The organism is Polaribacter sp. NJDZ03, assembly GCF_019263805.1.
In the GTDB taxonomy this organism is placed as follows: domain Bacteria; phylum Bacteroidota; class Bacteroidia; order Flavobacteriales; family Flavobacteriaceae; genus Polaribacter.
In genome coordinates this window covers 2,774,598-2,794,939 of the sequence record NZ_CP079195.1, presented here as the reverse complement: position 1 = coordinate 2,794,939, position 20,342 = coordinate 2,774,598, and the positions used below count along the sequence as shown (strand labels likewise).

26 protein-coding genes and 1 pseudogene are annotated in these 20,342 nt (G+C 29.5%); 10 read left to right on the top strand and 17 right to left on the bottom strand.

Going from position 1 to position 20,342, the window contains the following annotated elements; genetic code table 11:
• Positions 1-11: 11 nt before the first annotated feature.
• From gcvH to KV700_RS11935, 4 genes are all read left to right on the top strand, one after another.
• Complete coding sequence (gcvH, locus tag KV700_RS11950; protein ID WP_166383629.1) at positions 12-392, top strand: glycine cleavage system protein GcvH; 381 nt, start codon at positions 12-14, stop codon at positions 390-392.
• A gap of 58 nt (positions 393-450) precedes the next feature.
• Positions 451-738 (top strand): VanZ family protein, encoded by a 288-nt coding sequence (locus KV700_RS11945; protein ID WP_254712912.1) that lies wholly within the window; start codon positions 451-453, stop codon positions 736-738.
• A 61-nt stretch (positions 739-799) separates the two neighbouring features.
• Positions 800-1,519: an energy transducer TonB gene (locus KV700_RS11940; protein ID WP_218598005.1), complete on the top strand. Its 720-nt coding sequence runs from the start codon at positions 800-802 to the stop codon at positions 1,517-1,519.
• Between the two features lie 119 nt (positions 1,520-1,638).
• Complete coding sequence (locus tag KV700_RS11935; protein ID WP_218598004.1) at positions 1,639-2,514, top strand: S9 family peptidase; 876 nt, start codon at positions 1,639-1,641, stop codon at positions 2,512-2,514.
• Positions 2,515-2,706: 192 nt separating this feature from the next.
• On the opposite strand, the gene KV700_RS11930 is transcribed toward KV700_RS11935, so the two are convergent.
• Positions 2,707-3,057: a nicotinic acid mononucleotide adenyltransferase gene (locus KV700_RS11930; protein ID WP_166383633.1), complete on the bottom strand. Its 351-nt coding sequence runs from the start codon at positions 3,055-3,057 to the stop codon at positions 2,707-2,709.
• A 140-nt stretch (positions 3,058-3,197) separates the two neighbouring features.
• Here KV700_RS11930 and KV700_RS11925 point away from each other — a divergent pair.
• The 3 genes and pseudogenes from KV700_RS11925 to KV700_RS11915 all read left to right on the top strand — a co-directional run bounded on the left by KV700_RS11925 (position 3,198) and on the right by KV700_RS11915 (position 4,669).
• Positions 3,198-3,397, top strand: a pseudogene (locus KV700_RS11925) (dodecin family protein).
• A gap of 42 nt (positions 3,398-3,439) precedes the next feature.
• Positions 3,440-3,796 (top strand): DUF1304 domain-containing protein, encoded by a 357-nt coding sequence (locus tag KV700_RS11920; protein ID WP_218598003.1) that lies wholly within the window; start codon positions 3,440-3,442, stop codon positions 3,794-3,796.
• Between the two features lie 66 nt (positions 3,797-3,862).
• Complete coding sequence (locus KV700_RS11915; protein WP_218598002.1) at positions 3,863-4,669, top strand: mechanosensitive ion channel family protein; 807 nt, start codon at positions 3,863-3,865, stop codon at positions 4,667-4,669.
• Positions 4,670-4,674: 5 nt separating this feature from the next.
• On the opposite strand, the gene tsaB is transcribed toward KV700_RS11915, so the two are convergent.
• The 15 genes from tsaB to KV700_RS11840 form a co-directional block, all read right to left on the bottom strand.
• A complete protein-coding gene (tsaB, locus tag KV700_RS11910) occupies positions 4,675-5,361 on the bottom strand; it encodes a tRNA (adenosine(37)-N6)-threonylcarbamoyltransferase complex dimerization subunit type 1 TsaB (RefSeq protein ID WP_218598001.1) in 687 nt (228 codons plus the stop codon).
• An 85-nt stretch (positions 5,362-5,446) separates the two neighbouring features.
• On the bottom strand, positions 5,447-6,778 hold the full coding sequence (locus KV700_RS11905; protein ID WP_166383643.1) for a TolC family protein: 1,332 nt from the start codon (positions 6,776-6,778) through the stop codon (positions 5,447-5,449).
• A 122-nt stretch (positions 6,779-6,900) separates the two neighbouring features.
• Positions 6,901-7,122 (bottom strand): hypothetical protein, encoded by a 222-nt coding sequence (locus KV700_RS11900; protein WP_166383645.1) that lies wholly within the window; start codon positions 7,120-7,122, stop codon positions 6,901-6,903.
• On the bottom strand, positions 7,115-7,654 hold the full coding sequence (locus tag KV700_RS11895) for a DUF420 domain-containing protein (RefSeq protein WP_166383647.1): 540 nt from the start codon (positions 7,652-7,654) through the stop codon (positions 7,115-7,117). The genes KV700_RS11900 and KV700_RS11895 overlap by 8 nt, the downstream gene beginning before the upstream one ends.
• Positions 7,647-8,348 (bottom strand): SCO family protein, encoded by a 702-nt coding sequence (locus KV700_RS11890; RefSeq protein ID WP_218598000.1) that lies wholly within the window; start codon positions 8,346-8,348, stop codon positions 7,647-7,649. Before KV700_RS11890 ends, KV700_RS11895 begins: the two co-directional genes overlap by 8 nt.
• A complete protein-coding gene (locus KV700_RS11885; protein ID WP_166383651.1) occupies positions 8,345-9,010 on the bottom strand; it encodes a hypothetical protein in 666 nt (221 codons plus the stop codon). The genes KV700_RS11890 and KV700_RS11885 overlap by 4 nt, the downstream gene beginning before the upstream one ends.
• Before the next feature lie 191 nt (positions 9,011-9,201).
• Positions 9,202-9,543, bottom strand: coding sequence for a cytochrome C oxidase subunit IV family protein (locus tag KV700_RS11880; RefSeq protein WP_166383653.1), 342 nt, complete (start codon positions 9,541-9,543; stop codon positions 9,202-9,204).
• 86 nt (positions 9,544-9,629) lie between these two features.
• A complete protein-coding gene (locus tag KV700_RS11875) occupies positions 9,630-10,643 on the bottom strand; it encodes a cytochrome c oxidase subunit 3 (protein ID WP_166383655.1) in 1,014 nt (337 codons plus the stop codon).
• A gap of 56 nt (positions 10,644-10,699) precedes the next feature.
• Positions 10,700-11,287 carry a cytochrome c oxidase subunit 3 gene (locus KV700_RS11870; protein WP_205860390.1) on the bottom strand — a complete coding sequence of 196 codons (588 nt, stop codon included), beginning with the start codon at positions 11,285-11,287 and terminating at the stop codon, positions 10,700-10,702.
• 2 nt (positions 11,288-11,289) lie between these two features.
• A complete protein-coding gene (gene cyoE, locus KV700_RS11865; RefSeq protein ID WP_218597999.1) occupies positions 11,290-12,192 on the bottom strand; it encodes a heme o synthase in 903 nt (300 codons plus the stop codon).
• 200 nt (positions 12,193-12,392) lie between these two features.
• Positions 12,393-14,459 carry a gliding motility protein RemB gene (locus KV700_RS11860; protein ID WP_218597998.1) on the bottom strand — a complete coding sequence of 689 codons (2,067 nt, stop codon included), beginning with the start codon at positions 14,457-14,459 and terminating at the stop codon, positions 12,393-12,395.
• A 1-nt stretch (position 14,460) separates the two neighbouring features.
• Entirely contained in the window at positions 14,461-15,033 is a 573-nt protein-coding gene (locus KV700_RS11855; protein WP_302849978.1) for an acyltransferase, read from the bottom strand.
• 2 nt (positions 15,034-15,035) lie between these two features.
• Entirely contained in the window at positions 15,036-15,782 is a 747-nt protein-coding gene (deoC, locus tag KV700_RS11850; RefSeq protein ID WP_218597997.1) for a deoxyribose-phosphate aldolase, read from the bottom strand.
• 176 nt (positions 15,783-15,958) lie between these two features.
• Positions 15,959-16,696, bottom strand: a complete 738-nt coding sequence (locus tag KV700_RS11845; protein ID WP_218597996.1) for an energy transducer TonB — start codon at positions 16,694-16,696, stop codon at positions 15,959-15,961.
• Positions 16,697-16,807: 111 nt separating this feature from the next.
• Positions 16,808-17,383 (bottom strand): DUF3109 family protein, encoded by a 576-nt coding sequence (locus KV700_RS11840; protein WP_166383665.1) that lies wholly within the window; start codon positions 17,381-17,383, stop codon positions 16,808-16,810.
• A gap of 84 nt (positions 17,384-17,467) precedes the next feature.
• Here KV700_RS11840 and KV700_RS11835 point away from each other — a divergent pair, with 84 nt between their 5' ends.
• The 3 genes from KV700_RS11835 (at position 17,468) to KV700_RS11825 (ending at position 19,528) form a co-directional block, all read left to right on the top strand.
• On the top strand, positions 17,468-18,055 hold the full coding sequence (locus KV700_RS11835) for a MarC family protein (RefSeq protein WP_166383667.1): 588 nt from the start codon (positions 17,468-17,470) through the stop codon (positions 18,053-18,055).
• Positions 18,056-18,661 (top strand): NAD(P)/FAD-dependent oxidoreductase, encoded by a 606-nt coding sequence (locus KV700_RS11830; RefSeq protein ID WP_166383669.1) that lies wholly within the window; start codon positions 18,056-18,058, stop codon positions 18,659-18,661.
• Between the two features lie 132 nt (positions 18,662-18,793).
• Entirely contained in the window at positions 18,794-19,528 is a 735-nt protein-coding gene (locus KV700_RS11825; protein ID WP_166383671.1) for an energy transducer TonB, read from the top strand.
• Positions 19,529-19,963: 435 nt separating this feature from the next.
• Here KV700_RS11825 and KV700_RS11820 read toward each other — a convergent pair whose 3' ends face one another.
• The gene (locus KV700_RS11820) at positions 19,964-20,326 is read right to left on the bottom strand and encodes a response regulator (RefSeq protein WP_166383673.1); all 363 of its coding nucleotides are present in this window, start codon (positions 20,324-20,326) and stop codon (positions 19,964-19,966) included.
• Positions 20,327-20,342 lie beyond the last annotated feature (16 nt).

The window sequence follows — 20,342 nt, the reverse complement described above, 5'->3', positions numbered from 1 at the left end:
TATTTAAAAAAATGAATTTACCATCAGAATTAAAGTACACTAAAGACCACGAGTGGATTAAAATTGAAGGAGACGTAGCAACCGTAGGAATTACAGAATTTGCACAAGGAGAGTTAGGAGACATCGTTTATGTAGATGTAGATACTTTAGACGATACTGTAGAAGAAGGAGACGTTTTTGGATCTGTAGAAGCTGTTAAAACCGTTTCAGATTTATTTATGCCTTTAACAGGTGAAGTAATAGAATTTAATGAAGAATTAGAAGATGAGCCAGAATTGGTTAACTCAGACCCTTATGGTAAAGGTTGGATGATTAAAATTAAAATATCAGATAGTTCACAAATAAATGATTTATTGGATGCAACAGCGTATAAAGAGCTTATTGAAGGATAATCTTTTTATCGTTGCAATAATCATAACAGTTTTAATTGCATATTTAAGTTTAAGGAGAATGCCTGAAATAGAAACAGGTATTAAAAACGTTGATAAAATATATCATCTTATTGCCTACTTTACACTTTCTGTAACTTGGTTACTCTCTTTTTATAGAAAACCAATTCTAAAATATGTAATTATTATTTGTTGTATTCTTTTTGGCATAATTATTGAAGTTTCACAACAGACATTAACTACATATAGAACAGGAGATTATAAAGATGCACTAGCAAATACAGCAGGTATTATCTTGGGATTTATTGTTTTTAATCAAATTTTGAAAAAAATTACAGTTAATTCATAGTAAGACTTGTATATAAACCAATAATTTAATTAAATTAGCGAACTATTAAAAACCCTTTACAATGGAAATTAAAAAAAACCCGAAGTCAAATTTAGAAAATTACAGTAAAATTTTTATGCAAATAGGTTTGGTTTTAGCGCTATTTGTAACATATGCTGCTATAGAAAACAAAACTTATGATAAAGTTATTGGAGACTTAGGCGCAGTTACCATGAATGCTGACATGGAAGAAGAAACAGTAATTACTGAAAAAATAGAACCTATTAAACCAAAAACTCCACCACCACCAGCTCCAGAAAAAATAGAGATCGTAGAGGATGAGAAAGAAGTTGAAGAAACTGTAATAGAATCTACTGAAACAGATGAAACAGAAGCTGTAGAAGTTGAAGAAATTGTAGAAATTCAAGAAGTTGAAGAAGTTGTAGAGGACGTAAGTTTTATGATTATTGAAGATGTACCTGTATTTCCTGGATGTAAAGGAAGTAAAAATGAGTTAAAAGCTTGTTTTAGTAAAATGGTACAAAAGCATTTCTCAAGAAAATTTGACGCTAACTTACCTAACGAATTAGGATTATCTTCTGGTAGAAAAAGAGTATTTATCGGTTTTAAAATTGATAAAAACGGTAACATTGTTGACGTTAACGCAAGAGCTCCACACCCAAAAATTAAAAGTGAAGTTATTAGTGTAATGAAACAATTACCTAAAATGAAACCAGGTAGACAAAGAGGTAAACCAGTAGGAGTAAAATATAGTATTCCTTTTACTTTAATTGTAGAGTAATTTATAATACATTATATATAAAAACGTTTAGAGATAAAACTCTAAACGTTTTTTTTATGCCTTAAAGTTTTATAACCTTTTTATTTATCCATAAGTTATAGCAAATTAAAAAATTAACCATGAAAAGTTACTTAATCTTAATATCTTCAATTCTACTTTTTTCTAATTGCAAACAGGAAATTAAAAAATCAGAAAATTTCTCACCTTTATTAGACTACCAATACCTGATTAAAACAAATAACGATTTTAAAATACCAACTGAAACCTACAAAATACGTTACAAATCTGATGGTCTTGAAATAACGGGTTATCTAACAAAACCAAAAGATTTACAGAAATATCCTACCATAATTTACAACAGAGGAGGTAATAGAGATTTTGGTACTTTTACGCCCAAAAGTTTAATATATCAACAATATTTAGCCTCAAATGGCTTTATAGTACTGTCTTCTCAATTAAGAGGAAATATGCACAGTGAAGGAGAAGATGAATATGGAGGAAAAGATTTAAATGATATCCTTAAACTTATTGAAATAAATAAATCCCTAAAATATTCTAATCAAAATATAGGAGTATACGGAATATCAAGAGGAGGTCTAAATGCTTATCAAATTTCGAGATTAACAGATGAAATAAAAGCCATTGCAGTTGTTGGTGCTCCAACGGATCCAAGACTAGATTTTGATACTCGTCCAGAAATGTATGAAAAAGTATTAAAAGAATTAGTTGGTGACACTATCAATTTTAAAAAGGAGTATGACTATAGATCTCCAATAAAATGGGTAAATGAAATAAATGAACCAACGCTTATTTTACATGGAGCAGATGACTGGAGAGTAAAGCCCATAAATGCAGAACTAATGATTGAAGAAATGAAAAAACTGAATAAGGAGTTTGATTATCAAATTGTAGAAAATGGTAACCATGGATTAAGTACTCACACTACAATTAGAAATGAAAAAGTAATAAACTGGTTCAAAAAATACTTAAAATAAAGTGCTATAGTAATAAAAACGATACTTACTCTAACAAGTTAATTGTTAATAACTAGAATAAAAAAACTCTAATTACATAGAAACGAAAACCTTCTATTAGATAACCAAATACAGTTAATTCATAAAAAAACTCCAAAAAATTACTTTTTTGGAGTTTCAATAGCCCGTTAATTGGCTAAACAAAAATAAAAATTATTTATTAGCAGCTAATCTAGCTTCATGTTTCCATAAATTTACGCTAACAATTGCATTGTTGTAATAATTAATTTCTTTTAAAGATTCATCATTCCAAACAAACCACTTCCCTACTTTTTTGCCGTCATTGTATTTAGCAATTTGAGTTTTGTTTCCTTTTTTATCAAAACGAGTCCATTGACCTGTTAATTTTTTATCCTTAAAATACCCTTGAGTACTGATAGAACCATCTTCATGGTAATAAGTAGCTTTCACTAAATCTCCTTCTATAGTATAAGTAGTTTCTTTATCTTGTGCGTATCCTATTGTTGCTAAACAAAGAACTATAAGTGTTATTATTTTTTTCATGACGATAATTTTTAATGGTTATAGTTACAAATATATATAAAAACTTACAATTAAACAACCTTTTGGTAACATTAAATTAACATTGGGCTTTAAAGAATAAAAACAATATCTTTACTATATATAGATTTAAAAAAAAGAGGATGGCAATTATGAAGGTTATAGAAGTATTAGCTAATTCTGAAAAAAGTTGGGAAGAAGCAACTAGAATAGCAGTAAAACAAGCGTCTAAATCAGTAAAAAATATAAAATCTGTTTTTGTACAATCGCAAAGTGCTGTTGTTAATAATGATGAGGTTACTGATTTAGAGTAAACTTAAAAATTAAATTTGAAGTAAATTAAAATATAAAAACACACAATTTTAAAGTCATTTAACACTATATAATGCACGTTAATCAAATAATACTTATTAGCTTGGTGGCTATCATTCACATCTATATTGTCTATTTAGAAATGGCTGTTTGGACATCGAAAAAAGCGAGGAATGCCTTTGGTATAAAAAGTAAAGAATTTGCAGAAGAAACAAAAGCGATGGCTGCAAACCAAGGTTTATATAACGGCTTTATAGCTGCAGGGTTAATATGGTCTTTAATTGCAATAAAAACAGATGTAGCAATCTTCTTTTTGTGTTGCGTTGCAATTGCAGGACTTTATGGTTCTTATTCTACCAAAATAATTCGCATACTTTACATACAAACGCTACCTGCAGCACTAGCTATTATTTCACTTGTATTATTCTAGTTAATCTTTTTCTTGTTCAATAAGAAACCTTTATTTTTGCAGTTAATTTTTAACAGAAAATAAAAAATGAAAAAATATTTAGAGTATTTAGAAGGATTAATTATTGAATATACGCCCAAAGTATTAGTAGCATTAGCAATTTTAATTATTGGTTTATTAGTTATAAAACTAATTGTTAAAGGAGCTAAAAAAGCAATGACCAAAAGTGGTCTAGATGTTACACTTCAAACTTTTTTAGGAAACTTAATTAGTTGGACCCTAAAAATATTATTAATTATAGTTGTTATTTCTAAACTAGGAGTAGAAACAACTTCATTTGCAGCAATTTTAGCCGCAGCAGGTTTAGCAGTTGGTTTAGCATTACAAGGATCTCTTGCTAACTTTGCAGGAGGAATTTTAATTATGATTTTTAAACCTTTTAAACTAGGTGATTTTATTGAAGCACAAGGTGAAAGCGGAACTGTAAAAAAGATTGAAATTTTTACAACGAAACTAAACACTACAGATAATAAAGAAATAATAATTCCTAACGGAACCTTATCTAATGGTAATATTGTTAACTATAGTACAGAAGCAACTCGTCGTGTAGATTTTACATTTGGTGTAGGCTATGATTCTGATATTAAGAAAACAAAAGATATTCTTTATGGTATTTTAAACACGCATCCATTAATTTTAAAAACTCCTGCAGCTGCAGTTAATTTATCTGAATTAGGAGATAGTTCTCTTAATTTCTTTACAAGAGGTTGGGTTAAAAAAGAAGACTATTGGACTGTTAAGTTTGAAGTTATGGAACAAGTAAAAGAGGCTCTAGATGAAGCAGGAATTGATATTCCTTACCCACACAGAGTAAACATCAACAAAAACGAATAATTTTTTTAAAAGGTAGGTTTCTTTTTCTTTTCAGGAATTACAACAAAATCTTTTAAATAAAAAGGTTCAAAATAAGCGACATCTTCGATGTCGTTTTTTTTGTACTTATCAAAAGATAATTGTGCCATTTCTTTAGCAGAAGGAAACTTATCATCAATAAAAACAGCATTTTTATGAGTAATGATATCTTTACATTTATGTGCTCCATCACCTAAAAAAAGAACTTTACCAGCCTCTAAATATTCTACAAATGAATTTTCGTCTATAATTTCTGCTTTAATGTCTCTTATTTGTTGGTAATCTTCATTAAAAACAGCCGCATATACTTCCATTCTTCTAGCATCTAACATGGGTATTATAAGTCCATCATTTACGGCAACAGCATGTGCTAAAGATTCTAATGTTTTAATAGATATTAATGGCTTATCAAAAGCAAAACAAAGCCCTTTTGCAGCAGAAACTCCAATTCTAAGACCAGTATAAGAACCCGGACCTTTACTTACCGCTACAGCGTCTATTTCTTTAGTGGTTACTTGCGCTTCCTTTAATACATCTAAAATAAAAGGATGTAACACCTCTGCGTGAGAATAATTACCATTATTCAATTCTTTTATTGCTATAACTTGTCCGTCTTTAGCAAGACTTACAGAGCAGTTCTTGGTTGCGGTTTCTATGTTAAGGATAATTGCCAATTGTTGTATTTTTATGCAAATATAAGTTATAGAAAAAAGAAAACCTCGCAAATGTGCGAGGCTTCATAAGGAATCTTTATTTTATTTATTCTAGCACTAATTCTCCAGAATAGAATTGTAAAACTTTCGTTTTAAAAACATAATCATATTTAGAGCGTATCATAGTTCCTTGTGCATTAACTAAACGTGTTCTAACTAAGTCGAAATCGAACAATGTCATCACTCCATAATTATATCTTTCTTGTCCATTTTTAAATGCCTCTTGTTGAGCATCCAAAGAAATCATTGCAGCTTCATAAGCTTTTAAAGAAGATTTTACATCTAAAAAGGCCTGTTCTATGGTTTGTTTTAAGTTTAACTTTTCACTTTCTAATCTAGATTCAAAAATTTCTTTATTAATTTTTGATCTTGTAACATTAGCATCTGTTTTAAAACCATTAAAGATGGGGATATTAACATTAAAACCTACACCATAACCTAGGTTTCCATCTAATTGATCTAAAAAATTCCCTGTTGGAATACCAGTTGGTTTTATAATATATCTGTAGTTTGTATTTGCAAAAACAGAACTTGTAACGCTAGGTAAATAACTACTTCTACTTATTGCTATGTCTAATTCAGCATTATCTATAGCTAATTTAGCTCTTTGAATTTCTGGCATTTTTGTTAGAGATTTATCATATACAGATGATGAATTTTTGTATAATAAATCTGAAGAAGGTAATTGAACATTTACAGGTGAAACATCAAAATTATTAACAGGTACTTGTAATAATTGTGCTAAATTTAATAAAGCAAGATCTAGTGCATTTTCTTGAGTAATTACACTTTGTAAATCGTTTGCTGCAGTAGATTTAAAATTTAATAATTCACCTTTTGCAATTGTACCAGCCTCAAACCTATCTGTTGCAGCTTTTATCTGTTTTTTACTTATTTCTGCCTGAACTTTAGATACTTCTAAATTTTCTTTGGCAAATAGCACATTCAAATAACCGTTTACAACAAACAAAGAAATATCATTCTCAATTTTCTCTAAGTCTAATTTACTAGTTTCAATACCTAATTCTGCCTGCTTATATAAGTTTAAGTTTCTAAACCCATTAAAAACAGTAACTCCAGCACTTAAACCTACGTTTCCTCCAAAAAAAGTTGTGCTTGCAGATCTGTTGTTTGTTACAGGATCAAAGTTAGAACCCGCAGAGAGATTACCTCCAGAATTAGCATTAACAGAAGGTAAAAAATTACCTTTAGAGCTCTTTAAATCTGTTTTAGCGATTTCTAAGCTTAATTTATTTTGTTGAATAGAAATATTTTTTTCTAAAGCTTGTTCTACACATTCTTTAAGCGTCCATTGTTTCTGAGAAAAGGTAGTAATAGTAGTTAAAAAAGCTACAAATAGGATCAGTTTAGTTTTCAAAACGTATTATTTTTTTAGTTGATATAATATAAGTTGCAATTACAAAAGAATAACTTTTCTTTTGAAGTTAAAAATAAGACGACTAAAAGTAAAATTTGTTACAAAATAAAACACTTATAATCCTATTTCTCATTTATCCGTTTATATCTATAAATTACAAATAATAAAAGCCCCACTAAAAGATAAGGAAATACCATTAAATAAGTTATTCCATTATTAACACCTTCTGCCATAGAACTATCTCCATTTTCTACCACTGCCTTACACATTGCACATTGAGAAAATGAAATTTTCGATGTAAAAAACATCAACAAAAACAATACTAAAATTCTTTTTTTATACATAATAAGGAGATATCATTAAATAGACAACAACACCTGTAATAGCAACATACAACCATAAAGGAAATGTAATTTTAGCTATTTTTTTGTGCTGAGGAAAGTTACCCAGTTTTGCTCTCATAAAAGTTGTAAGAACAAATGGTATTATAATAATTGACAAAATAATATGGGTAATTAAAATAAAATAATAAATATATTTTATAGTTCCTTCACCTCCAAATTTTGTGGAATCTGATGTCATGTGATACCCAATATATAAAAGCAAAAAAACCAAAGAACAACCTATTGCAAAAGTATTTAATTGTTCGTGTAGTTTTTTATTACCCTTTTTAATTGCAACAACTGCTGCAATTAGAATTATTGCTGTTAATCCATTTATAGTTGCATAAATAGGTGGTAAAAAAGTTAAAGGTGCTACATTAAAACCCAGTTTTCTTAAATTAACACCAAATAATGCTGCAACTGCCAAAGGAATAACAATAGATAAAGCAGTAATTATTTTTTTATACTTTTTTTCTTGGGCTAAATTATTCATCCAATAAAATTTTAATATCTTCTTTTAATTCTTTAACCTGATCTGCAAAACCTTGTTCAGATAAAGCTCTGTAATACATAATAGGATTACCATACTCATCTTTTCTAGATCTAATATTTCCTTCTTTATCTACCAAAGCAAATAAGCCAGAATGCTCAAAGCCACCATGATCTTCTGCTCCTTTACCAGCAAATAATTTAAATCCTTTATTAGCTAAGTCGTAAACAATCTCTTCATTCTGCCCAGTTAACAAATGCCAATTCTTATGTGATATTTGGTTATCTATAGCATATTGCTTTAAAATCTCTGGAGTATCAATTTCTGGCGTTATAGAAAAAGACGCAATCCCAAAATTATTATTTGAAGCAAACTCATCTTGAATAGTAACCATTTTTTTATTCATTAAAGGACAAATGGTTGGACATGTAGAAAAGAAAAATTCTACCACATATACTTTTCCTTTATAATCTTTATTACTTATTACAACTCCGTTTTGATCTATAAACTCAAAATCTGGAACTTTATTAAACGTGTATAAGTCATTTCTATTTGTTCCTTTTTTATCTACCTTATTCAACCTATCAGCTTGTACAAGATCATTGTCATTTATTCTACTATCTATGTTTCTAACAACATAAATTCCAAATAAAAGAACAATAAACGAAACACCTATATAAGAATATTTTTTTTTCATAACCCTACTTCTTTTCTATCTGCTTTGTTCTTATTATTTTCTTTAAAAGCAGCATAATACTCGTAATAAAGTACTAATACATCATCTTTTAATTTTGCGTTTAGTACAGAAACAGAATTCATATTATAGCAAAATAATTTTCCATCAACGCTATCTGCATCACTTACTCTACCTCTTAAGTCTCCATTTTTATCAATTAAAAAAACATTAGGTGTATAAAGATTCTCTAATGTATCATTAGAATTAAAACCAGCGTGTAATGCGGTAATTTGTTCTTTAGAGCCTGCTGTAAACTTCCATTTTACCATATCTGTAAAAGCACTTATTTCTTTTTTAAGAATAGCTACCTCCTTTTCTTTTCCTTCGGGATAAACAGCAATGATTTGAAATTGATTATACTCTATAAATTTTTTGTAGATTTTCTCATTCAAATTAAAGAAACCTCCTTTGTTAGAATTCATATCGTTGCCTAAAAAGCAAACAATAGAAATATTACCTTCAAATGTTTTTAATGAATCTAACGTAGAAACATCTACAACATTGTTAGTTACAACAGGTAGTTTGCTAAAATTATTTGTACCGGTTGATAAAATTAAAAAACAAATTAAGGGAAAAATAAAAAGTAAAAATAAAACAACTCTTTTTTTAGTAAGTTTCATCATTGTAAAGAATTATAAATTAACCGCAAAGAGCGTAACGTATTTTTATATAAACCCAGTTAAGTTCTTTCTATGTCTTATCTTATTAGGTAATAAAGAAATACTGACTATTTTATTGTTGGTTATTTGATTATAAGAATCGCTATTTTGTATATAAAAAAAGGTGGTTAAAACCACCTTTTTAAATTTTTAAATTACCATTTTACAAGTGGTGCTAAAACGCTATGTAAATAACTACCTTCTATTAATAAGAGTGTTAGTAAATAACAAATTAAGAAAACAGAGGTCCAAACTATAGAACGTCTTAACCATTTATTTTCTCCTTCTAAGTGCATAAATGCCCATGCAATGTAATAAGCCTTTACTAATGTTAAAATAATAAACATCCAGTTTAAAGGACTTGTACCTAAAATACTGGTAAGGTGTAAAGATGCTGGTTTAATAATACCAAATACAACCTCTACAGTAGTTATAACTGTTAATAGTACTAAAACTACCCAGATTCTTTTTGTGTTTGATTCGTGTGCGTGTGCCATTTTTAATCTTATTTTAGATTCCTACTTTCGTGGGAAAGACAATTTAATTAGAACTTCTAGACAATACCTAGAGGTAATTATTTTTTTTATACTAAGTAGAAGAAGGTAAATACAAATACCCAAACTAAATCTACAAAGTGCCAATACAACCCTACTTTCTCTACCATTTCATAATGTCCTCTACGCTCATAAGTACCTAGTACTACGTTAAAGAAAATAATAATATTAATGATAATTCCAGAAAGTACGTGAAATCCGTGAAAACCTGTAATAAAGAAAAAGAAATCTGCAAAACTAATGTTTCCATATTCATTAACTTCTAGGTTAGCCCCTTCAACAACCATTTTTGTTTTAGCCAATTGCGCCATTCCTTCTTCTCTAGAAAGAATTATTTTTTGTTTTGTTGCTGGGTCAATCAATTCCGAACGAATTAAAACGTCTGAATTTGATTTGTATGATTCTTGAATTTGAGCAATAGAATAAGTAGCAATCGCTTCTTCTTTCTCAAACCATAATCCGTTTTCTCTTTCGTGTAGTATTCTTCCGTCTGTTCTTTCACCTACCACAAAATCAGACAATGCTATTTGATCAAATATAGGTTCTCCATCTTCATCAAAACCATTCTGTGTAGCAAATTGTAAAAGTCTACCATCTGTAGTTTTTACAGCTCCATAACTACCCGCAATAAAGTTTTTCCATTCCCAAGCTTGAGAACCGATAAAAATTATTCCAAAAACAATAGTAGCAAACATATACCAAGCTACTCTTTTTTGTTTCATTTGATGACCTGCATCAACGGCTAAAACCATTGTTACAGAAGATATAATAAGAATAAATGTCATTAATGCCACATAATACATTGGTGCATGCACTCCATGCAAACCAGGAAAATGCGTAAAGACTTCATCGGCAATAGGCCAAGAATCTATAAATTTAAATCGAGTTAAACCGTAAGCGGCTAAAAACCCTGAAAAGGTTAAAGCATCAGAAACGATAAAAAACCACATCATCATTTTACCATAACTTGCTCCTAATGGTTTCTGTCCACCACCATTCCAAGTATCTTTACCATCTGTAGGTATAGCAATATTTGCTTCCATATAATAATCTCTGTTAATTAATTCTTAGTTAGTTTGTCAAAAATAACTATTTTTCATCACCTAATAAAATAGAAAAAGAAAAATAGATAAATCCATAGTATATCTACAAAATGCCAAAAGATTGCACCTAGTTCAAACCCAAGCATATTGTCTGATTTGTATTTGTATTTAAAATGATTATAAATAACAACCAAAAGCACTAGAACACCTGCCAACACGTGTAAAATGTGCATAAATGTAATACCTATTATAAAAGATGTTGAGACAGTACTCTCTGGTCCTGTAAAAAATAACCCCACACTTTTTAACTGATTAAAACCTACGTATTGTTGCCAAATAAACCCTATCCCTAATAATAAAGTAACCACAACCATCACTAAAGAGAGTTGTCTTTTATCATTTTTTAAGAATTTTTGAGATAAAAAAAGCGTAATACTACTGGTAACAATTAAAAATGTACTGATATAAAATGATTGTGGTAAATTAAATGTAACCCAATCATCTCTTTCCATACTTATTACATAAGCACTTGTTAAGCCAGCAAAAAACATCACCATACTAATCATGGAAATCCATAACATAGGTTTTGCAGATTTTTTCTTAGCAATAGCTAATTCTTCTTCTATTCTCTGTTCTCTTATCATTATTAATGTAAAAATTTATCAACTACGTAAACAATTTGCACTACTGTAATATATAAAACACTAGACAACATTAGTTTCCGTGCATCAATATTATCTTCGCTTTTATGCAATTTAACACCAAAATACAACATATATATTCCTAACAGTGCAACAATTACAGCCGTTATTGGATGAATATAAAATGCCCCAGATAATTTTAAAACTGGCGAAATAGATACTAATATCATAATTACCGTGTAAAAAATAATCTGTTTTACGGCTCCCTTATTTTTTTGCCCCATTGGCAGCATATTAAAACCTGCTTTTTGATACTCTTCATGCTGTAACCAACCAATAGCCCAAAAATGTGGGAATTGCCAGAAAAACTGAATCATAAACAAAAAACCTGCTTCCATACCAAATTCATTGGTGGCTGCAACCCAACCTAACATAAAAGGAATTGCACCTGGAATGGCACCTACAAAAACAGATAAAGGTGTTACTGGTTTTAAAGGAGTATAAACACTAGTATATAAAAATATAGAGATAGCACCAAACAATGCTGTTTTAGCATTGATGCTGTATAAGATTGACAACCCAGAAATTGTAAATAGAATTGCAATTGTAAGCGCAACATTAACAGACATTCTACCTGTAGGCAAAGGTCTGTTTTGCGTACGTTTCATTATAAGATCTGTGTCTTTTTCTATGATTTGATTAAATGCATTTGATGCACCAACCATAAAAAAACCTCCAATAGCTAACATTAGAAGCGTAAAATAATTTACAACATCTATGGCCAATAAATAACCGGCAACGGAAGAAAACACAACACTTAATGACAAACCAACTTTTGTAAGTTGTTTAAAGTCTGAAATTATAGCTTGCATAGATATTTTATTGTCTGTAATTACTGTTGATTCCATTTTATAAAATAGTTTGCAAAGATATTTGTTAATTATGACTTTACCACCCTTTTAGTTAGGTTTTAACTATAAATAAAAAACCCACTCAATAAATTGAGTGGGAAAATTGCTATGAAAAAGAAAAAGTGTGACTTAATTAAAAATCACACTGCAAATGTATGTATAAAACTCTTATGTTTTTCTTAAAAAAACATTAAAATTTAAAAGTCGAAATACCAATTAAACAAATCTGCCCTTACTCCTACTGAAAACCAAACATTTGAACCAGATGGATAACTTGTTAAATCTGAATCTGAAGAGAAATTTCTATAAGATAAACCCGCAAATAGATTCGTATTCGTAGAAGGATTAATTAAATAATTGGCTTGTACGTCTGCAATAAAAACATTTGCAGCATTACCCTGTGCAAGCTCTATACCCGTATCTGATAATCTATTGTTATAAGATTGGTAAATATCACCACCATAACTTATTGCTTGATCTTCTAAATCGAACCCTTTTTTACCTACTATAATTTTTGCACTACCACTCCATCTATCTTTTTTATATCTGGCAATAGCAATTGCCTCCCAAAAGTTAGCTCCCCACAAATGCCCAAGAGGCTGACTGTAATTACCGTAATTTAATATTGGTGACTTATGTGCAAAGGTATAAGGACGCGCACGATTGTACTCTAACTGTAAAAATAAATTTTCCACCTTAAAAGCATCAAAATATTTTACACCTAATTGATATGCGAATTTATGTTTCCAATCACTCATATCACTAAAGTTTCCTACAGAAAATTCATCAATTACTAATTGAGAATATAAAGAGACATTATTATTAAGCTTATACTTACCTGTTAAACCAACAATTGCGTTTCCAGAATCTTCACCTCTATTAAACTCTAAAGACCTATAAAATATAAGTGGATTTAAGAAACCAGCATCTATTCCGTTTTCTCCTGCAGAAATTGCTGTTTCAAAAAAGCCTAAGTTTAGTTTATCTGTAACATTCACACTCAAATAATGAGCTGCTACATACTTTCTTGCATGTTCATTAGGATCGGATACTGAACTTAAAGATGGTTCTGTGTTCCACATCCAAATATTGGTATATTGTATTTTCCAAATATCTAATTTCATTTTTAAATAGGTAGTTGGAGAAGAAACATCAGATAAAATAAAAGACCTATACCCATCTCCTATAAAATTTTTACCGTTTCCAAACTGAAATTGCATGTATTTATTTGGTGTATATGCCAAATAACCTTCTGCTACAGGGTAATCGTGTGAATCTTCTTTAAATCCTTTGGTTTTACCTCTTCCAGGAACTAAACCTTCCGAATTTTTAGGTCTCACATTTGCAGCTCTATTTGTTACAAAACTATTTACATATTCTGCAAACCTACCCTGACTCTCTGCATACGTTGTAGAAAATGAAAAGTTATTTCCAATTTCTCCATTTACATTTACAATTCTAGAATTATTAAACGTGTAATCTACATCCGAATTATCTTTACCTATTTGAACATCAAATAAAACATCTACGGTAAGCCAATAATCGTCTTTTTTAACTTGTACCAAATGCTCGTTCCATACCTTTTTACCTAACCAAGTTTCTTTGTTAGCTTTCAAAAACTTCTTTTTTTCCTTAGTTAAGTCATAATATGGCTTTATATCATCATAGGTATAAGGTTTAGAAGCTGTATGTGTTCCTTTTGCTTTGTGCAAAGCAAATTCATAATCTACATAACTTCTATGTGTAAAAGGTATGTTTAGTTTGCTACTATGTTCTAAAAAAGTAGAATCTGCAATTCTCTTTTTTGCTACAACATCTATTAAGCTTTCTTTTTTAATTTCTAAGGTGGTGGTGTCTACAATAACATCACTATCACCCGTTAAAGGAAATTTTATAGGAAGCTCAAATTTCATTTCTATTGCATGGTCATGATACCAAGCAGGTGTAATTTTCGAAAAAACTTTAAAAGCCCTCTTTACCTCGTCTCTAACTTCATCAAAAGGTGTGTCTACATATATTAACCTAAATTCTCCTTCTGCTGTAACCGCAAAAATAGTATTGGCAGAACCAACAAAACCCTCTTCGTTTACAATTGCTGGTATTTTAAATTCCGCAAAAAATAGCTCTTTTGTTTGGGCATAAAAACAATCTCTTAAAGATTGAACTTCTGCATCTTTACAAGCATCAAAAACGGGGTATTTTTCTTCTTGAGCAAAATATATTGAGGGGAATAATAAAACTAGAAATATGTATTTTTTTAGCATCCTATAACTTTATAATGGTATTATTTTTTAATTGATATGTTTCATTGCTCTCTTTACAGATCGCAATTCCGTTTTTATTAAATTCTAATCGATGTCCGTATTCACTTACCCAACCAATTTGTTTGGATGGATTGCCAACTACCAATGCAAATGGTAAAACTTCTTTTGTTACTACTGCTCCGGCCCCAATAAGCGCATATTCTCCAATAGTATTACCACAAATAATAGTTGCATTTGCTCCAATACTTGCGCCTTTTTTTACTAAAGTTTGTTGGTATTCATTTTTTCTTTTGATGGCACTCCGTGGATTGATTACGTTTGTAAAAACCATAGAAGGTCCTAAAAAAACATCGTCTTCGCAAATTACACCTGTGTAAATAGATACGTTATTTTGTACTTTTACATTTTTACCCAAAACTACTTCTGGAGAAACCACTACATTCTGACCAATATTACATTGTTTACCAATTACACAATTAGACATAATATGACTAAAATGCCAAATTTTGGTATCCTTTCCAATACTGCAATCGTTATCTATTACAGCCGTTTCATGTGCAAAATATTCTATCAAAATTAGTATCCTGAATTACTGTTTTGTTCTTTATTAACAATCTCTTTAGAAGAAGATGTACCAATTCTATCTACTCCTAAAGCAACCATTTTTACAGCCGTTTCATAATCTCTTACACCACCTGCTGCTTTTATTTTTAATGGTTTTGCATTTTCTGAAATTAATTTCATGGTTTCAAACGTTGCTCCGTTTGGCAAATTGTTTGCTGTTTTAAAAAAACCTGTAGATGATTTTACAAAAACCTTATCTGCATTTTCTTCGCCAAAATCAGTAAAAACAATGTTTTTAATTAAACGCGAAATTACAATTATTTCTTTGTTTGTTAAGGCAGCAACTTCAATTATCCATTTTATTACTTTGTTATTTGCTAAAGCAAGCGCTATTCCTTTTGTAATTTCATTAGTAACCAAGGCTATTTCTTCTCTTTTAAAGGCTTTATAGTTTACAACAAAATCTAGCTCATCTGCACCCAAATTAATAGCTTCTCGTGCTTCGTCTAATTTTTCTTGAGTAGTATAAGTACCCTCATGAAAGCCAATTACTGTTCCAATAAGAATATTTGCACCTACTTCTTGAAGCATTTCTTTAGCTAAAGGAATGTATTTAGCACGAATCATAATTAACTTATAATCGTACAAAATAGCTTCTTGTATTAAATCAATAACGTTTTGTTTATTTTCTTCTTCTGTAAGATTTGCCTGACTTGCTGTTTTTAAGTAAGTAGCGTCTAAATATTGACTGATTTTCATCTTACAAAAATAACAAATAATAAATATACTCACTAAAAAGAGGCTGTTTAAAAAGTGTGTTTTTTGTTAATCTAGATTTATTTTAGATTCTTATAAAAATTGAATATCAATAAGTTGAGATACTGAAACAAGTTGAAGATAACAAGGTTTAATTCTTTTTAGATAACCTCTTTATTTTACTCTAAACTAAAAGCAATGGGTAAATTATATCTTACTTTAACAGCTCTACTATTTTGTATACCAGGTTTAAATTTTGGCAATTTCTTAATAACTCTTAATGCTTCTTTTTCTAAGGTTTTATATGCCGTTCTTATTTTAACATCAACTATTTCTCCTTTATCATCTATAACAAACTGCGTATAAATTTTATGTTTACCGGCATGTAAGCCTATTTCATTAGCCAACGTTACATTAAAATTACGTTGTACAAATTGTTTCATTTTTTTTTCAAAACAAACCTTATTCTCTTCTTTTGATAAATGATCACATCCTTTAAAAATGGGTGCATTTTGTATATTGATAAAATCTACATCTTCAATAAATTTCTCTTCTAACTTAACTTCTACAAGATTCTCTATATCTATTAAAATAGGATCTTCTATGCTTGTGTCTTCAAAAACAGTTTCTATAATCGTATTTTTTCCTTTTACAATTTCATCAACAATAAAAGGTGCTGCTTTAATTATTTTTAATTTAGGCACAACTTTAGGCTCTTTGGTAAAAAGAACCTCTGTATCTGGCGCTACATAGACTACTGCTCTTTTAGCAGAATTAAAATCTACCACTATTTTCTCTTCGGTTTTATGCTCTAGTGTTATAAAGACAATAAATAGGACTAATACCAACCCTAGCTGTGTAAAAATATTAGAGAATTTTTCTAATTGTTTTGTTGGTAGTTTTTTGGTGTTTTTCATAATTCGAAAGTTTTAAAATGTTAAAACTCTGTTAAAACAATTAGTATGCCATAAAAAAAAGCATCAAATTTATTTGATGCTTTTAGGTCTATTTATTTCTGATAAAATAATTTACTTACTTTCTAAATGTTTTGCCGCAATTACTTCTAATTCATCATACCATTCTTGTCCAAATTTTCTTACCAAAGCTTGCTTTACAAACTTGTAAACTGGCACTTGTAATTCTTTTCCTAGAGAACAAGCATCATCGCAGATTTCCCATTTATCATAATTTACAGCAGAAAACTCGCTATACTCTTTTATTCTGATAGGGTATAAATGACAAGAAACTGGTTTTTTCCAATCTATTTCTCCTTGGTTATACGCTTCTTCTATTGCACAAAGCGCTGTCTTTTTTTCATCAAAAATAACATAAGCACAATCTGCACCATTAATTAAAGGGGTTTCTAATTCTCCCCACTCACTAGTAACCCAAGTACCTTGCTCTTCAATAACAGCAATTCCTTCTTTTCTTAAAAAAGGTTTTACTTTAGGATATATTCTTTCTAAAATTTTTGTTTCCTCCTTATCTAAGGGAGCTCCGGCGTCACCGTCTACACAGCAGGCACCTTTACAAGCAGATAAATTGCACACAAAATCTTTATCGATAATATCTTCTGAAACTATAGTTTTTCCAAGTTGAAACATATCGCAAAAATAGTGTTATTTTTTTCTATAACTTTGCGTTTTCCTAAACTAAGTTCTCTAATTTTACAAAATATATAAAAAAATATGAATTTTAATTTTAAAGAAGCCTTTACCGCCTTTATGGTTTTGTTTGCAGTTATAGATGTTATTGGTAATATCCCTATTATTATTGACCTAAGGAAGAAAGCAGGCCATATTCAATCAGAAAAAGCAGCTATTATTGCAGGTGTTATTATGATCTTTTTTTTATTTTTAGGGCAAAGTTTACTAAAATTAATTGGTATTGATGTACATTCATTTGCTGTTGCAGGTGCTTTTATACTTTTTTTTATTGCCTTAGAAATGATTTTAGGAATTACACTTTACAAAGACAATGAAGATGATGTAAATGCAATTACAGCGTCTGTATTTCCATTAGCTTTTCCTTTAATTGCAGGTCCAGGAAGTTTAACAACCCTACTTTCTTTAAGATCTGAGTTTTATATAGAAAATATTATTATTGCAGTATTAGCAAATATTATTTTAATTTATATTGTATTAAAAACCTCTTCTAGAATAGAGCGCATGATTGGCCCAATAGGAATTCAAATAATTAGAAAGATATTTGGTGTAATTTTATTGGCTATTTCTGTAAAATTATTTGCGGCAAATATTAAAGTCCTTTTTATTTAAATGATTTTTGATGTTCTTATTATAGGTGGTGGCACTTCTGCATTGCAATGCGCTTTGGTATTAGGTTCTGCAAAAAATAAAGACTTTGCAGCTAATAAAACTATTGGAATTATTAGTCACCAGAGAGCTTCTCACCTACAAAATGCGTTATTTAATAATGTATTAGGCATACCTGCCAAAACTTTAGGGAAAAATATATTAATTGAAGGCAAAAAACAGCTTTCTACTTTATACCCTCATGTAGAACAAATAGAAAATGAAAAAGTTACCTCTATTTTAACGATAGAAAACGGGTATCAAATAACAACTAACGATACTACGTATTTTAGTAAAGTTGCAATTCTGGCTTTAAATTACTCCAAACCTTTTACAATAGAAGGATTAGATACTTTTATAGAACCTCATAAAAGAGCCAATGCAGCAAAAGATAGAATTCAACTTAAAAATAACAACCACTTAATACAAGACGGTTTATATTGTTGCGGTACCATTTCTGGCTGTAGAAGTCAATTTGCAATTGCTGCAGGAAGTGGCGCAAGTGTTGCTACAGATATTCTTACACTTTGGAACAATAATACACCTACAAAGGTACACGACAAAGTATGATGAAAATCATATTTTAAAGCCCTTTAAACTATTAATTTTACAATAGAAAATCAAATTTACAAGAATCTGATAATCTATATCGCTATTTTTTAATAACGAAGTTAAAATTATACATTTTTAAAGGATTTCAAAATGGACATTAAAAAAAACCCAAAACAACAGTTAGAAAACTACAGTAAAATTTTCTTACAAATAGGGTTAGTATTAGCCTTATTTATTACTTACACTTTAATAGAACACAAAACTTACGAAAGGAATGACCTAAAAAGCTTAGGACAAGCAAATATGGTTGATGAGATGAAAGAAGATATTCCTATTATTGAAATGCAAGAGGTAAAACCACCACCAAAAAATACACCTCCACCGATAGTAGAGCAAATTATGGTTGTAGAAGATGAAAAGGAGATTGAAGAAACAGTCATTGAATCTACAGAAACCGATGAAACAGTAGGTATAGTAGTAAATACCGATGATATTGTAGAAGTAGAAGAAGTGGAAGAAGTGGTAGAAGATATTCCTTTTATATTAATTGAAAACGTACCTGTTTATCCTGGTTGTAAAGGAAATAATAAAGATTTAAAAGACTGTTTTACTAAAAAGGTAACAGAATTTTTTGGTAAAAGATTTGATATTAATTTAGCTAGTGAATTAGGCTTAGAGCCTGGTAAAAAGAAATTATTTGTAATTTTCACCATTAATAAACTAGGTAATATTGTAAATGTTAGAGCAAGAGGGCCACACCCTCGGTTAGAAAAAGAAGTTGTAGAAATTATTAATGCTTTACCCACTATGACTCCCGGAAAGCAAAGAGGTACTCCTGTAGGTGTAAGCTACAGTATACCTATTACATTTGAAGTTAGAACCTAAAAAAAAAGGAAAAACCCAACGTAATGTTGGGTTTTTCTTTTTTAACTAAAAATCTACACAGTGCTAAAAACTTACAGGGCCTAATAGCAATGTATTCTACTTTGCATTTAACAAAAATCTACATTTTAGTCCTGATTATAAAAAATAAGAAAATTACCTATTGAACAACCTAACAATGTTATATATATTTGTAGTATAGAAACAAGTATATAGTTGATAATCAATGAAATTGAATGATACTAAAAAATTGTTTTAATAAATTTTTTATTCCCCCTATTATTTTAATAATACATTAATATACAATTCCCCCAATTATATTAATAAAAAAGCTAAACAACCCCCTTAATGTTTAGCTTTTTGTTATTATAAAAACTTTGTAAAAATCAATATTTTTTTTTTAGAATTGAATCTTTTAAAAGATAAGTAACCTAATGGTTATGCAATCTTAATTGCCTCAATTAATTCATCAAAATCTTTAGCCTTGTCAAAAAAGGCAAAGGCACCGTATTTAAAACATGTCTTCCTTAGCTCTGTACTTATAGAAAATACAAAGACTTTAGTATCCTTTTTATTTTCTTGAAGCATTCTTAGCAACTCTATACCATTACCGTCAGGTAATTTCAAATCGAGTATTATTAATTCAAAATTAGTTTTATTAAAAGTAGAAATTGCCTCATGCAAAGATTTCTTTAAGCAAATATCTCTTATACTAACAATTTCTTTAGCGGCATCAAGAATATTCTTCCCTATAAAAGGATTATCTTCTACTATCAATAAGTTACGAAGTGCTGCTTTCAATATAAGGTTGGGTATC